A 15,154-nucleotide genomic window follows, 5' to 3' on the forward strand; every position below is an offset into this window, starting at 1 on the left:
GGCGACTAGCAATTCCAGCAAAGGTGCCAAGCGGTTTTGCGTCCGGAATTGCGGAATGGGTCCAAGGGAGAAGGCCGGATGTATTCAGGTGGCTTGAGCTTTGCGCTCGGCAAGGAAATCGAAGCGCTGCGCGACGCCGTGAGACGCTTCGCCAGTGAACGGATCGCCCCGCTCGCCGACGAGACCGACCGCAACAATGCCTTTCCGATGCCGCTCTGGCGCGAGCTCGGCGACATGGGCCTTCTCGGCATCACGGCCGCTGAAGAGTATGGCGGCGCCGGTCTCGGCTATCTCGCCCATTGCGTGGCCATGGAGGAGATCAGCCGCGCCTCGGCCTCGGTGGCGCTGAGCTACGGCGCTCATTCCAATCTCTGCGTCAACCAGATCAACCGAAACGGCAATGCCGAGCAGAAGCAGCGCTATCTGCCGAAGCTGATCTCGGGAGAGCATGTCGGCGCGCTCGCGATGTCCGAGCCCGGTGCCGGTTCCGACGTCGTCTCGATGAAGCTCAAGGCCGAGAAGCGCGGCGACCGCTACGTGCTGAACGGCAGCAAGATGTGGATCACCAACGGTCCGGATGCCGATGTCCTCGTTGTCTATGCCAAGACCGATCCGGAAGCCGGGCCGCGCGGCATCACCGCCTTCCTGATCGAGAACGGCTTCAAGGGCTTTTCGACCGGCCAGAAGCTCGACAAGCTCGGCATGCGCGGCTCCAACACCTCGGAGCTGATCTTTTCCGATTGCGAAGTGCCCGAGGAAAACGTGCTCGGCACGGTCGGCGGCGGCGTGAAGGTGCTGATGTCGGGCCTGGATTACGAGCGCGTCGTGCTCTCGGCCGGTCCCCTTGGCATCATGGCCGCCTGCATGGATATCGTCGTCCCCTACATGCACGAGCGCAAACAGTTCGGCCAGGCGATCGGCGAGTTCCAGCTGATGCAGGGCAAGCTTGCCGACATGTATGTGACGATGAACACCGCCCGCGCCTATGTCTATGCCGTCGCATCCGCCTGCGATCGAGGCGAGACCACCCGCAAGGACGCCGCCGGATGCATCCTCTACGCCGCCGAAAAGGCAACCGCCATGGCGCTGGAAGCGATCCAGGCGCTCGGCGGCAACGGCTATACCAACGACTACGCCGCCGGCCGCCTGCTCAGGGACGCCAAGCTCTACGAGATCGGTGCCGGCACCTCCGAAATCCGCCGCATGCTGATCGGCCGCGAACTGTTTGCGGAGACGGCATGACCGTACTCAAATCCGAAATCTCCACCAATTCCGAAGCCTTCAAGGCGAACCGCACGGCGATGCAGGAGGCGAGCAAACTCGTCGACGAAGCCGTTCGTGTTGCGGCCAATGGCGGCGGGCAGGTAGCGCGGGAGCGGCATGTCGGGCGCGGCAAGATGTTGCCGCGCGATCGCGTCATGGGGCTGATCGATCCGGCGACGCCGTTCCTCGAGGTCGCGGCCACGGCGGCGCATGGGATGTATGACGGCGATGCGCCGTCGGCGGGGCTGATCACCGGCATCGGCCGGGTGATGGGCCGTGAATGCATGATCGTCTGCAACGACGCGACGGTCAAAGGCGGCACCTATTATCCGATGACGGTGAAGAAGCACCTGCGGGCGCAGGAGATCGCCGCCGAGAATAATCTGCCCTGCATCTATCTCGTCGATTCCGGCGGCGCCAACCTGCCGAACCAGGACGAGGTGTTTCCGGATCGCGATCATTTCGGCCGTATCTTCTTCAATCAGGCAAACATGTCGGCCGCCGGCATTCCACAGATCGCCGTCGTCATGGGCTCCTGTACCGCGGGCGGCGCCTACGTGCCCGCCATGTCCGACGAGACCGTGATCGTCGAGGGGCAGGGGACGATCTTTCTGGCTGGTCCGCCGCTGGTGAAGGCTGCGACTGGCGAGATCGTCACGGCCGAGGATCTCGGCGGCGGCGATGTCCATACGCGGCTGTCGGGCGTTGCCGATCATCTGGCGCGCGACGATGCCCATGCGCTGGCGCTTGCCCGCCGCAGCGTTGCGGCGCTCAACCGTCCCAAGCGGACGGCGATCGAGCTACAGACCCCGGAGCCGCCGCTCTACGATCCCTCGGAGATCGCCGGGATCGTGCCGGCCGACCTGCGCACGCCCTACGATGTCAGAGAGGTTATTGCCCGCATCGTCGATGGCTCGCGTTTCGACGAGTTCAAGGCGCGCTATGGTGCGACTCTGGTCTGCGGCTTCGCGCATATCCACGGCATGCCGGTCGGCATCATCGCCAATAACGGCGTGCTGTTTTCGGAATCGGCGCTGAAAGGCGCGCATTTCGTCGAGCTCTGCTCACAGCGGAAGATCCCGCTGGTCTTCCTGCAGAATATCACCGGCTTCATGGTCGGCCGGAAATATGAGACGGAAGGCATCGCCAAGCACGGCGCCAAGCTGGTGACGGCGGTGGCGACCACAAATGTGCCGAAAATCACCATGCTGATCGGCGGCTCATTCGGTGCCGGAAATTACGGCATGGCGGGCCGCGCCTTCTCGCCGCGCTTTCTCTGGACCTGGCCGAACAGCCGCATCTCCGTCATGGGCGGCGAGCAGGCGGCGGGCGTGCTGGCGACCGTGCGCGGCGAGGCGCTGACGCGCGCTGGCAAGCCATGGAGCGCAGAAGAGGAAACGGCCTTCAAGCAGCCGGTGCTCGACCGTTTTGAAAGCCAGAGCCACCCGCTCTATGCCTCGGCGCGGCTTTGGGATGATGGGGTGATCGACCCGATGAAGAGCCGCGATGTGCTCGGCCTGTCGCTATCGGCTGCGCTGAATGCCCCGATCGAAGACACGCGCTTCGGCCTGTTCAGGATGTGAGGCTGCCATGTTCGACAAGATACTGATCGCAAACCGGGGTGAGATCGCCTGCCGCATCATCCGCACCGCGAGGCGCATGGGCATTCGCACGGTCGCGGTCTATTCCGACGCCGATACCGGCGCGCTTCACGCGGAAATGGCCGACGAGGCCTATCGCATCGGCGGCGCAGCAGCGCATGAGAGCTATCTGTCGATCGAGCGCGTCATTGCGGCTGCAACCCGCTCCGGGGCTCAGGCCATCCATCCGGGATATGGGTTTCTCTCGGAGAATGCGGAATTCGCGGAGGCTGTCGAGGCTGCCGGAATGGTGTTCATCGGCCCGCAGCCTTCCGCCATCCGTGCCATGGGCCTCAAGGATGCGGCCAAACGGCTGATGGAACAGTCCGGCGTTCCTGTTGTGCCCGGTTATCACGGTGACAATCAGGATCCCGATTTCCTGGCGGCAAGGGCGGCCGAAATCGGCTTTCCAGTGCTGATCAAGGCGCGGGCGGGCGGTGGCGGCAAGGGCATGCGCCGCGTCGATCAGGCACAGGATTTTTCCGCCTCGCTGGAAGCGGCGCGGCGCGAGGCGGCGGCTGCATTCGGCGACGATGCCGTGCTGATCGAGAAATATCTCCTGCGGCCGCGCCATATCGAAATGCAGGTCTTCGGCGACCGCCATGGCAATGTTGTGCATCTCTTCGAGCGCGACTGCTCGCTGCAGCGCCGCCACCAGAAGGTCATCGAGGAAGCGCCAGCCCCCGGGATGACGGCGGAGATGCGCCGGGCGATGGGCGAGGCAGCGGTCCGCGCCGCCAGGGCGATCGATTACCGCGGCGCCGGAACGGTGGAGTTCATCGCCGACGTTTCCGACGGTCTCTGGCCGGATCGCTTCTTCTTCATGGAAATGAACACCCGTCTGCAGGTGGAGCATCCGGTCACCGAGGCGATCTCGGGCGTCGATCTTGTTGAGTGGCAGCTGAGGGTGGCGGCGGGTGAGCCGCTGCCGAAGAAGCAGGCCGAGCTTGGTATCAACGGCTGGGCCTTCGAGGCCCGCATCTATGCGGAGGACGCGGCGAAAGGCTTCCTGCCCGCGACCGGCAAGATCGAGCGCCTTCAATTTCCCGAAAGCGGTGCGAGGGTCGACGCAGGCATCAGGGCCGGAGACCGGATTTCGGCGCATTACGATCCGCTGATCGCAAAGCTGATCGTCCATGGAGACAATCGCCAGGCGGCGCTGTCGGGTCTGCGGAACGCGCTCGAGGCATCGCGGATCGAGGGAACCGTCAGCAATCTGGCGTTTCTCGCCAATCTGACGCGCCAGGAGGATTTTGTCAGCGGTCATCCCGATACCGGCCTGATCGAAAGGAACCTCGACAGCCTGACGGAGGTTCCGGCGCCAAGCGGATCGGCCATCGCGCTTGCGGCGGTCCTGTCGCTCGACATGCCGCGCGGCGGCAGCGATCCCTGGGAGACGCTTGGCCACTGGCAGCTGTGGAGCGAGATGCAGCGCATCGTCACCCTGCAACATGCGGGCGAAACGCTGAGCCTTCGGGTTATCGCCCGCGGCTTCGACATGTTCGCGGCCCATAACGGCCAGCGTGTCGTCCCGGTCAGGATCGTCAGCCGCGACAATGGGCGCATTCATGCCGAAGCCGATGGACGCCAGGTCCTCGTCGAAGCCCGGCGATATGGGCGGCAGCTTTCGCTCCGGCTTGATGGCGCGACCCACGTTTTCGAACTGCCCGATCCGCTTGAGACCGCAGCCTCCGAGATCGCCGGCGGCGACCGGCTGGTGGCGCCGATGCCCGGGTTCATCAAGCTGGTCCGTATTGCCGAAGGCGCGTCCGTTGCCAAGGGACAGCCGCTGATCGTCATGGAGGCGATGAAGATGGAGCTGACGCTGACTGCCGCCCGCGATGGCGTGGTGGAAAGCGTTGCGGTCAGTGAGGGGCATCAGGTTTCCGAGGGTGCGGTGCTGGTCAGCCTCAAGGCGATCGAGGAATGAGGCCGCGCCGCGTCTCGATCGTCGAAATGTCGCCGCGCGACGGTCTGCAGAACGAGACTCGCTTCGTCGAGACCAGCGGTAAGGTCGCGCTCGTCGATCTGCTCTCCGGCTGCGGTTTCGAGCGCATCGAGGTGACGAGTTTCGTCAGTCCGAAATGGGTGCCGCAGCTTGCCGACGCGTCAGACGTGATGGCTCGCATCACCCGCCACCCCGGCATCCGCTACGCGGCGCTAACACCGAATATGAAGGGCTTCGAAGCGGCGCTGGCGGCAAAAGCCGATGAGGTCGCGATCTTCGCATCGGCCTCCGAGAGCTTTTCGCAGCGAAATATCAACTGTTCGATTGCCGAAAGCATAGCGCGTTTTAGGCCCGTCGCGGAAGCGAGCCGGGAGCATGGCATTCCCATGCGCGGCTATGTCAGCTGCGTTGTCGAATGCCCGTATGAAGGGACGATTGAGCCTGTGGCGGCGGCCGATGTGGCGCGCCAGCTTCGCGACCTTGGCTGCTTCGAGATCAGCCTCGGTGACACGATCGGCCGGGGGCGGCCTGAGGCGGTCGACCGCATGCTGGCGGAGGTGCTGGAGGAGGTCCCGGCGGATCGTCTGGCTGGGCATTTCCACGATACGGCGGGCCGCGCGCTGGACAATATCGATGTGGCGCTGGAACGGGGGATCGCGGTGTTCGATGCATCGGCCGGCGGTCTCGGCGGCTGCCCCTATGCGCCGGGCGCCAAGGGCAACGTCGATACGCTTGATGTCGCCCGCCATCTCCAAGCGAAGGGAATAGAGACGGGACTGCTTCTGGATCGGCTTGCGGAGGCTGCGAGCCTTGCCAGAAGCCTGAGGAGTGAATGACGATGCCTGAAACGCTGAAAGTCGCCATCGAGAATGGCATCGCGCGCCTGACGCTGGCGCGGGGCGAAAAGCACAATGCGCTGTCGTCCGCCATGATGGACGAATTGATCGCGGCTTCGAGGAAGATCGGAGCCGATCCGGCGGTGCGGGTCGTCGTGCTTGCCGCGGAGGGCAAGAGCTTTTGCGCCGGTGGCGATCTTGGCTGGATGCAGCAACAGTTTGCCGCTTCGCGGGCTCAGCGGATGGAGGAAGCCCGCCGTCTGGCGACGATGTATCGCACGCTGAGCGACCTGCCGAAGCCGGTTATCGCCCGGGTTCATGGCAACAGCTTCGGCGGCGGGGTGGGGCTGCTGGCTGTCTGCGATCTTGCCGTCGCTGCCGATACCGCGCGTTTCGGCCTGCCCGAAGTGCGGCTCGGCATCATTCCGGCAACCATCAGTCCGTTCGTCGTTGCGCGCATCGGCGCGGCCGCGGCACGTCCGCTGTTTCTCTCCGGTAAACCGATCGATGCCGGGGAAGCACGGGCTATCGGCCTCGTCGATCGCATCGTTCCGGTCGAGGAGCTGGACCGCACCATCGAGGTGGAGGTCAGCCATTTCCTGCAGGCCTCGCCCGAAGCGGCGGCGCGCGCCAAGGCGCTGGCAAAGTCGCTAGCACCGCCGATCACCGATGCTTTGCTCGAAAGCGTGATCGGCCAGCTTGCCGATGCCTGGGAGACGGCCGAAGCCCGCGAAGGCATTGCCGCCTTCTTCGAAAAGCGCAATCCGCCCTGGCGGGCATGATATGCTTTGCGCTTGAATTGGTCGAAAGCTGAGCCTATTTTGATAAGCGATTGATCAATTTACGCCAAGGTGACGATGATGGCAGCTCTGAGCTTCGATGTTGCAGCCGCCCGTTACGGCGACGGCCAGTCTGCATTTCTTTCCGCGCGCCGCGTTGCCGATCAGCTCGGCGTGACGCTTGCCGAACTTGCCCGGCTGATCGGTGTTGCCCGCAACACGCTGACGGCGAAATCGAGTGCCCGGAAGGTCGATGGCGCGCTCAGCAATGTCGTGCGCATCCTCTCCATGGCGAGCGAGATGGCGGGTGACGACAATCGCGCCGTGATCTGGTTCAAGCACCAGCCGATCCCGGGCTGGGCCGGCAAGACCGCCTTCGATATCGTCGGTGAAGGCAAGCCGGACAAGGTGCTTGCCTATCTGGAAGCCGTCCGGTCTGGTGTCTATGCCTGAAGGCCTTGAGGCCGGCACGCTTGAGTTCTGGCGGGCCTTCGTGCCGCGCTGGGCCTTTGCGCCACTCTCGGGCGAAGGCGCAGCACGCTTCGGCGGCCGCTGGAACCCGGTGGGTGCGGCAACCATCTATGCGGCCTGCGAACTTTCAACGGCCTGGGCCGAGTATAATCAGGGCTTCGTCCAGCATCCGGCCATCATCGCCAAGCTTGAATTGACGGGTGCGCGTCTTGCTGACACGACGAGTGCCGCGTTTCTCGAAGCACATGCGGAAACGATCGCAATACACCGCTGCGAGTGGCGGCTGGAACTCGATGCCGGGCGCGTTCCCGCGACGCACCAGTTGCGGGAACGGCTGATCGCGGCAGGCTTCGATGGCGTGCTCTATCCCTCCTTCATGTCGCCGGGCGGCCGCTGCGTGGCGCTCTGGCGTTGGAATGCACCCGGTGCGCCGAAGCTTAGCGCCGTCGATCCCGAAGGACGCCTGCCGAAAACGGCTGCGTCCTGGCTCTAGCATCGATATGGACACACGCTCGTCAGCGATCTTGCGAACTATCCGTACTTTATTATTCAAGCGTATTGGCAAGGTGCGGAAATCAAACTGCGAGAGATATCGCAGTAGCAAGGCGAGAGCGACAGCGGAAAGTCCGAGCGCTAACTCCGTCCCCTCTCCGATACCTCCAGCAGCCGCTTGGCCATCCGAGACATGATTGCCCTACGGTCATATTTCTCGAGAAAGGCCTGACGATTTGTTGTGCCTGGCTGAAGCTGCTCTAATGCCTTCAGTGCGCCTTCCACATCGCACGGATTGAACAGGGCAGCGTTGCTAACTTCTTCCGCGATAAATTTTGCACTGAAGCCGCTAACGCCAGCGAGGATCGGCTTCCCAGTTGCTGCATATTCAAACAGCTTTGACGGGATCACTCGCTCGAACGCTGCAATGTCATTTAGATGTAGGAAAAGGATATCGGCTTCACGGTAGATATCGATGACCTCAGCCCGCGCCACAGGCGGCAAGAGAATCACGTTGCTGACGCCCTTGGCCTGCAATGCGCTTTTCAGCGCGTCGATCCGGCCACCATCGCCCACGACGCGGAAGCGGGCTTTGCCGACCGTTCGCATAGCAAGCTCCGGAATTATCAAATCCAGACCTTGGCCATCACCAATATTGCCCGCGTAGACGATGTCGAGGACCGGATCTGTCTTCGCCTTAAGCGGAGTGAAGTCGGCTAGAAACGACTCGTCGACGCCGTTGGTGAAGACATCCAGGTGGAGACCTTGGCCGTACCTCTCCTGAAAATAAGGGACGAAGCCACCTGAAACGACGTTCACTCCGTCTGCACTCCTTACGGCCCAGCGCTCCAAGAGGCCAAATGCGCGCAGAAGCTGACCAGATATCTTGCCCTTTGACAGAGTCAGCATCGTCTCGACGAAAATATCGCGAATATCAAGATAGAGCGGCGACCTGGACTTGAGTGCAATATAGGTGCCCAAAACCGCAGTCATGAGTCGGCTCGAGGTGGCAAATACGAGATCGTACTTCTGCGCTTTTGCCAAACGGGCCGCAGCGCGGGCAAATCCCATAAAGCGCTTGACTTGGCTCAGACGGCCGGAGCCCGGCGGCGGCAGCGCAATGCGCGTAATCGTCGTTTGACCGATCACCTCGCGCTGAGCGGCTCGCTCCGATGCAACGGAATTATAGCGATTAGGCATGGTGGTGATGACTTCAATCTCGAGATCACCACCGCTTTCCTCAAGCAGCGCCTTAACCAGCGAGGTCGCGCGGAATGATCCGGCGGAGAGATCTGGCGGGAAGTAATAGGTAAGAAGCAGAATACGGCGTGTCATTGGGAAATCAGCTCGAAGTTTGTTACGGTCGGCTGCAGTGGCGAGGTCATCTCCCACACCAGAACATTGCGTGGTGAGCGAATCCCGAATTCGGATGCGAACTGTCCATCGACGGTCAAGCACTTGGCCGAACCCTCGACATGAACCTCGATCAAGCGGTTGCTGGCTGTTTGTAGCAGCCAACCGTTGTCGCGGGTCTTCACAACCCTGACGGAGGGATGCAATGGGAAGCGTGCGGTCACGTGGTGCCCAGAAGAGCTATGTACCGTATCGGTAATTTGCAGCACGTTGCCGGCGAGCGATATCGCGCGCTGGTGAATGGGCTTACCGGTCAGGAAGCGATAGCCATCATGAGACGCGCGCGCTTCTTTGCCATTTGCGGACAAGGAGACGTCGCTCGGTCGTGCTCGGCGTCCGACGCGGAAGCTCGACCAGACTTCCGATGAATTTTGACCGTCGATCTCCACCGTCGCATGAGACGCCGTGCTCCGCTCGACGCCTCGCAGGGCATCGTTCTGATAGGTGGAGGTTCCTCCGTTGGTCACCAGCCGCTCAGACCCAACAGAAATCTCTACAGAGAGCGTGTCGGCATGGCCGTGGCCAGGAATATAGGTGGGACCAACAGGCGCAGCGTCAAAGATGACGGTCCATGGGGCATCCACAAGCCGAATGTACCCGCTGTCCTTAAGCCAGGCAGATTCCGCCGTTGCGGCCTCTGGAGCAAGGCCCAATCCTCTTGCGTAGTGGACAAGAGCGGCGTGGTTTCGCGCCTCATGGAACGCCGCATCATTGAAAAGCGCGATCTCACCGTCAGGATGACTCATGGCCCCCAGCCATTTGAGCATGGCAAGAGCAGCGCTGCTCCAAGTCCCGGCCCATGAGGCTGTAATGTCCGGATAAATTCGGCCAAGCTGAACAAGATCCAGCATGTCTTCGGTCAGCAACGCGTGGTACATCGGACTGCGCTCGAAATGTGCGCCGTCGGCAAGGACCTGTTCGGCAAGCTCCTTCCCCATAAGGTCAAAGCCACAGGCTCTAAACTCATCCGCTTCTTCGCCGTCGAGGAAGCAGCCGAGAAAAATCAACGCTTTGGCATTGATGAAAAGATGGTTGCCACGCAAGTGATGCTCAAGCTGCCTTCTCAAGGCACGCGCCTGTACGGTCAAGCTCTTCTCGAAACCATCCGGAAGCAGCGCTCCCATCAAGGCAGCTGCAATCCAGTTTACTGTCCGGCGCGATAGAGGATATGGTTCCCAACCCGCGCCTTGAGCCGGCGGGTTTTCCCTGATCCAGCGGGCCATGGCGCTTTGATGCCAGCGCGCGCGTTCTTCGTCGGTTGAGCTAAGAAGATCGTCGAAATAGTGAAGGTTATAGGTCCACAGGCGAGGCAATGCTGGATTGTTCCAGCCCGCGCCAGCGTCAAGTTCAAACGATTCTGCAAGGAACTTGAAACGCGTTGGCGACAGCATGCTCGCGGGATGCGGCGTGAAGTTCGTCCACAACGCTTTCGGCTCACGCCGGGAGAGCTCGGGACCTTCCAGTTGACTCGGCGTCGGCGCGCGTCGAACAATCCTATTGATGATCTGTCCCGGTTGGAGATGGACGACGGTTCTTGCCAATCGAGCCAGATTCATTGTGGGTCCTTCTTGGCGATCCCGAGACGATTTTTCACCGAGTTGAGCGTTAGCTTCGTGCAGCCTTACTGCGCGCGAAGCAATTCGGCCGCTTCGATTGTGACACGAGCAACCTCGAAGATCTCGTTGACTGGAATTGCGCTCTTTCCGTCGCCGATAGCGTCCAGGAAGGCGGCGGCGCATGCGCGTTGCCCTTTGTCCTGTTTCCAGAGGTTCATCTTCTTGAATTGGGGCCAACCGAAACCGCGAAGCTTGCGGAAGTTGTCGAGTTGCAGCACGCGGCCTGCTGCAAAAACTTCGACCCGCTCCTTCGGGAAACTGTGCGAGCCATTTGCCAGATACATGATGGTTCCGAACGAACCGTCTGCGAAGCCGAGCGTGATCGATGCCTTGTCCTCGGTAATGTCGACACCAGGCGCGTCGCCCATACGACGCGCCTGTACGGACACGACCGGGCTGTCGGCCAGAAAGCGCATGAGGTCAATCATGTGACATGCCTCACCTATGATTCGACCGCCGCCCATGGCGCGGTCTTGCGTCCAGTGGTTGGCCGGAATTGCGCCTGCATTCATCATCATCAGGAACGATTTGGGCTGCGAGATCGGCGCTAGAAGTGATTTCATCTTCTGTAGTTGAGGAGCGAAGCGCCGGTTGAAGCCAACCATAAGCTGGGGTCCCGTTCCACTCTCGTGAGCCGTCTGATGGGCACCCTGAACCTCCGCCAGCTCGTCGAGGGATAGTGCTAACGGCTTCTCCACGAAGACATGCTTTCCTGCAGCCAACGCCTCCCTGATCAAGCGTGCATGACTGTCGTGCCGCGTCACGATGACGGCTGTGTTGACATCGCTGTTTGCGTAGATAGCGCTCGCTTCCGTTGAAGCCTCAGCGAAACCTGCGCGACGGCCGTGGATGACACCGTTGACGCCGCCGGAGGTCACGATTGTGTGGAGCTGCGCACCAGCCGCCTTGAACGCGGGTATCAGCATCCGCGATGCGTAGTTGCCTGCACCGATAACGCCCAGAACAGGGCGCGAGCGATTGAAGCTCTCAGGATGGGAGCCCAGCGTCAAATTCCGCACATCGCGATTTTTCGCGTCGCGCTCGTAATCCAGCATGATGCCAAGCGCCTGTTTATCGTCGCTAAGCAGCATGTAGGCGGAGGGCGCATCGTTAAATGCGAAGCGATGGGTGATAAGCGGCTTCACGTCAAGCTGGCCCGAGGCCATCATGCTGAGTACTGCCTCGAAATTTCGCTGTTCAGTCCACCGCACGAAGCCGAGCGGATAGTCGACTCCGTCCTCTTCGTAGGTCGGGTCATAGCGACCGGGACCATAGGAGCAGGATACCTGGAAGCTCAGTTCCTTGGTGTAGAAATCAGCCCGGTTTAGCTCGAGACCCGTCACTCCGACGAGTACGATCCGGCCACGCTGGCGGCTCATCTGGGCGGCCTGCCGTACGGGTTCGTTTGACTTGGTGGAGGCCGTAATAATCACGGCGTCGACACCTTCGCCTCCGCTGAAGGCCATGCCGGCGGCAACCGGATCTTCTCCGCTCAAAGGATTGCAGGTCGTTGCGCCGAAACGCCGCGCCAGCGCCAGCTTGGTGTCATCAAAATCGATCGCGAGAACGCGGCATCCCTGGGCGCGCAGCAATTGCACGGTCAAGAGACCGATCAGACCAACGCCGGTTACGACAACGCACTCGCCAAGGGTCGGCTGCGCTAGACGAATTCCCTGCAAGCCAATGCTGGCAATAACCACGAAGGCCGCAGAATCGTCGTCCACGGCGTCTGGAATGCGAGCGCAGAGATTCTTTCCGACCCGGACGACATCTGCATGAGGCCCGTTGGAAACCACTCGGTCACCCGGCTTGAAGCCTTCGACATTCTTGCCTGCCTCGTGAACGACACCGACATTGCAGTAACCGAGAGGTAGCGGCTGGGCTAGCTTAGACTGGACCGCTTCGATCGTTGACATCAAACCGTCGTTGCGCACCTTGTCGAGCAGCATACGGACTCGCTCAGGCTGCTGTCGCGCCTTTTGAAGATAGGATGCCCGGCCGAAATCTACCAGCATTCGCTCTGTACCAGCCGAAATCAGGCTAACCGTACTGTGAATCAATACCGTATTGGCGCTGGCATGCGGCGTCGGCGCGTCGGCAACATAGGTCTCGCCATTTGCCATGTCCTGTAAGATCTGTCTCATGCATAAGCCTCGATGTCAGGCAAGCCTTGCCGGCCTGGCGTAATTGATCAGAACTGCGCGAAAGGTGCCTTTGAAGACGAAGAGGCTTCCGGCTGCCGCACCGACAATACCAACCGTATCGATCAACTTCTGCATGTCATCAACGCTGCTTGCTCCCCCGAGAATTGACATCGGTGTGGAAATTGCAGCCCTGACCTGTCTAGCGAGGTCGAGGTCGTAGCCGTTCATCATGCCGTCACGGTCAATCGAGTTGATGACGATTTCGCCCGCGCCCAACTCAGCTGCCTGTTGGCAGAACTCCAGAAGGCTGGTCTTGTGTTTCTCGCGCCCGTTGTTGGTGTAGATGGTGTAGCCGCCAAGCAGCCTGTTTTTGCGGACATCAAGCGTCACCGCCACGCTCTGGCCACCGACGGTCTCCGCCATCTCCCTGATCAAAGCAGGGCGGGCAAGCGCTGCAGAACTGATGGAGACTTTCTCAAATCCCATAGCGATGATCTGCGCGGCTTGCTCGGCGGTCTTGATGCCTCCACCATAGGCAAGCGGCATCCTGCTTTCCACTGCGAGACTTCGAAGCAACATCAAATTCGGCGCCTTTTGCAGCACGCTTGCATCGATGTCGAGGAACATCAGCTCATCGACCGCCTTCTCGTTGAAGATCTTAACCGCGTTCAGGGGATCCCCGACATACTTGGGGTCCTTAAACTGCTGCGTCTTCACCAAGCCGCCGTCGTGCATCAGAAGGCAGGGAATAATCCGGGATCGCAACATGGTCACAGCTCCGCAAAATTTCGGAAAATTGCGACACCGTTCGTATGGCTCTTTTCCGGATGAAATTGCATGCCGAATATGTTGCCATGCGCAACCGCACAGGTGATCTTCTCACCATATTCAGCTGTTGCCGCAATGTCGTCTTGTTCTGAGGGATCGAAATAATAGCTGTGAAGGAAGTAAAATCCCTTCACGGTATCGACACCTTCGAACAGACGCGCGCCTGGCCGCGTCGTCACGGTATTCCAGCCCATATGCGGAAGATGTGGCACCGACGAAAGCTTTGAAGCATCGATCTTCCGCACCCGGCCCTTAATCCAGCCCAGGCCGGAAAGTTCGCCCTCGTCGCTCGATTCGGCAAGGATTTGCATGCCGACGCAGATGCCGAGCACTTTCTTCGCGCGACCGAGAACCTGATCGTTTAGAAGATCGACCATGCCAGACTGCTTGAAATATTTCATCGTCGTGTCAAACGCACCGACGCCAGGCAGGATATAACGGTCGGCTTTTTCAAGCTCTGCGAAGTCGCCAGTGATAATGTGCGGCACCTTCAGCTGTTTGTAGATATTTGCGATCGCGCCGACGTTCCCGGAGCCATAGTCAATTATCGCGATCATCTCTTCACCGATCTTTCAACACCTATCCACCTCAGCACCTTCGCGCCGATCTCAAACATCCATTCCTGGTTCTTATAGTCGCGGTAGGTCTTTTTCGGCATTGAGTGGTAGTGGCGCAATTCCTCGACGGAGATGCCGAGTTTTGTAGCGATGTATTCAAACTCCTCGTCGATCGTTTCCGGATCAGCCGCAGGCTTCTTAAGCCTTTCGAGGGCCTCGTCGCGGGTCATCTGTTCTGTGAGGATCAGGCTCGAATACTGCACCCTGCGCGTGTCATAGCCGAAGCGCGTTGGTAGCCAATAGCCCTCGAAGAATTTGGTAAAACGCGACTCGAAATGCTTCTGCGGGTACGGACGCCATCCGTAGTGTTCCGACAAAGTCTTGATCGCAATTTCCTTGGTATAATGCAGCCAATTAAGCGGCTTCACTACACGCACGCCACGCACGTAGGGCAGATAGAGCTTATGGAACAAAATGCTGCTGAATGGATACGTCCTAAGCGTTCGCGTGCCGAAACGCTTTTGGATGTCGCGAATCTGCGCCATATCCGTGCCATGATAGAGCCATTCCAGCGGGTTGCGAACGCACTCGGTGGCGAAATTGCCGCCGTTCAAGATGTACTTGATATTGTGCTTGTTAGCGAAATGATAAAGCGTTGCAATAAAGGCGTGGTCCTGAGGAATGTCGAGGTGCGGCACGCCTGACTTGAAGAAGGCGAGCTGGAAGTCTCGCATCTCTTCCCAGTTTATCACCTCCGTGTAGAGGTCCAGCCCCAGCTTGTCGACGAGCACCTGGATATTGTTGACTGCAATGTCAGTGTTCCAACCGCCGTCCACATGGAATACCAGCGGCCGCAGTCCGAACTCCGAGACAGCGAGATGCAGCAGGTACGAACTATCGAGACCACCGCTCATCCCTATGATGCAGTCGAATGGCTTACCCTTACCGTCCTGCCGGATCTTCTCCACCATCTCGCGGAAGAGTTGCTTTCCGCGCTCGTCGGGATGCCAGTTGGGCTTCACATCACGTTGAAACCCGCGGCAGTGATCGCATACACCTTGTGCATCGAAAGCAATCTGCGCGTCGCTGGTATCCATAACGCAGCACGTGCATATTCTGTAGGGGCGGCTCATCTGAATATACTCTTTGGTTCTATCGCGTGTGTTC

At 60.3% G+C, this 15,154-nt stretch carries 13 protein-coding genes; 7 read left to right on the forward strand and 6 right to left on the reverse strand.

What is annotated here, in order from left to right; genetic code table 11:
• Positions 1-78 precede the first annotated feature (78 nt).
• The 7 genes from AC1DV9_RS03030 (at position 79) to AC1DV9_RS03060 (ending at position 7,430) form a co-directional block, all read left to right on the forward strand.
• A complete protein-coding gene (locus AC1DV9_RS03030; RefSeq protein ID WP_477946097.1) occupies positions 79-1,242 on the forward strand; it encodes an isovaleryl-CoA dehydrogenase in 1,164 nt (387 codons plus the stop codon).
• Positions 1,239-2,846, forward strand: a complete 1,608-nt coding sequence (locus AC1DV9_RS03035; RefSeq protein WP_477946098.1) for a carboxyl transferase domain-containing protein — start codon at positions 1,239-1,241, stop codon at positions 2,844-2,846. Before AC1DV9_RS03030 ends, AC1DV9_RS03035 begins: the two co-directional genes overlap by 4 nt.
• A 7-nt stretch (positions 2,847-2,853) precedes the next feature.
• The gene (locus tag AC1DV9_RS03040) at positions 2,854-4,833 is read left to right on the forward strand and encodes an acetyl/propionyl/methylcrotonyl-CoA carboxylase subunit alpha (RefSeq protein WP_477946100.1); all 1,980 of its coding nucleotides are present in this window, start codon (positions 2,854-2,856) and stop codon (positions 4,831-4,833) included.
• On the forward strand, positions 4,830-5,687 hold the full coding sequence (locus tag AC1DV9_RS03045) for a hydroxymethylglutaryl-CoA lyase (RefSeq protein ID WP_477946102.1): 858 nt from the start codon (positions 4,830-4,832) through the stop codon (positions 5,685-5,687). The genes AC1DV9_RS03040 and AC1DV9_RS03045 overlap by 4 nt, the downstream gene beginning before the upstream one ends.
• 2 nt (positions 5,688-5,689) lie before the next feature.
• Positions 5,690-6,469, forward strand: a complete 780-nt coding sequence (locus tag AC1DV9_RS03050; RefSeq protein WP_477946370.1) for a crotonase/enoyl-CoA hydratase family protein — start codon at positions 5,690-5,692, stop codon at positions 6,467-6,469.
• 78 nt (positions 6,470-6,547) lie between these two features.
• Positions 6,548-6,919 (forward strand): antitoxin Xre-like helix-turn-helix domain-containing protein, encoded by a 372-nt coding sequence (locus AC1DV9_RS03055; RefSeq protein WP_477946372.1) that lies wholly within the window; start codon positions 6,548-6,550, stop codon positions 6,917-6,919.
• A complete protein-coding gene (locus AC1DV9_RS03060) occupies positions 6,912-7,430 on the forward strand; it encodes an RES family NAD+ phosphorylase (protein ID WP_477946374.1) in 519 nt (172 codons plus the stop codon). The genes AC1DV9_RS03055 and AC1DV9_RS03060 overlap by 8 nt, the downstream gene beginning before the upstream one ends.
• Positions 7,431-7,570: 140 nt before the next feature.
• Here the strand turns inward: AC1DV9_RS03060 and AC1DV9_RS03065 are convergent, their stop codons facing one another.
• The 6 genes from AC1DV9_RS03065 to AC1DV9_RS03090 form a co-directional block, all read right to left on the reverse strand.
• Entirely contained in the window at positions 7,571-8,764 is a 1,194-nt protein-coding gene (locus tag AC1DV9_RS03065) for a glycosyltransferase family 4 protein (protein ID WP_477946103.1), read from the reverse strand.
• Positions 8,761-10,398, reverse strand: coding sequence for a heparinase II/III family protein (locus AC1DV9_RS03070; protein WP_477946104.1), 1,638 nt, complete (start codon positions 10,396-10,398; stop codon positions 8,761-8,763). The genes AC1DV9_RS03065 and AC1DV9_RS03070 overlap by 4 nt, the downstream gene beginning before the upstream one ends.
• Before the next feature lie 65 nt (positions 10,399-10,463).
• Positions 10,464-12,602 (reverse strand): bi-domain-containing oxidoreductase, encoded by a 2,139-nt coding sequence (locus AC1DV9_RS03075; RefSeq protein WP_477946106.1) that lies wholly within the window; start codon positions 12,600-12,602, stop codon positions 10,464-10,466.
• Positions 12,603-12,617: 15 nt separating this feature from the next.
• Entirely contained in the window at positions 12,618-13,370 is a 753-nt protein-coding gene (locus AC1DV9_RS03080) for an AglZ/HisF2 family acetamidino modification protein (RefSeq protein ID WP_477946108.1), read from the reverse strand.
• Between the two features lie 2 nt (positions 13,371-13,372).
• Positions 13,373-13,987 carry an imidazole glycerol phosphate synthase subunit HisH gene (hisH, locus tag AC1DV9_RS03085; RefSeq protein ID WP_477946109.1) on the reverse strand — a complete coding sequence of 205 codons (615 nt, stop codon included), beginning with the start codon at positions 13,985-13,987 and terminating at the stop codon, positions 13,373-13,375.
• The gene (locus tag AC1DV9_RS03090; RefSeq protein WP_477946111.1) at positions 13,984-15,120 is read right to left on the reverse strand and encodes an N-acetyl sugar amidotransferase; all 1,137 of its coding nucleotides are present in this window, start codon (positions 15,118-15,120) and stop codon (positions 13,984-13,986) included. The genes hisH and AC1DV9_RS03090 overlap by 4 nt, the downstream gene beginning before the upstream one ends.
• Positions 15,121-15,154 lie beyond the last annotated feature (34 nt).

The organism is Rhizobium sp. 01L410 (assembly GCF_056400165.1).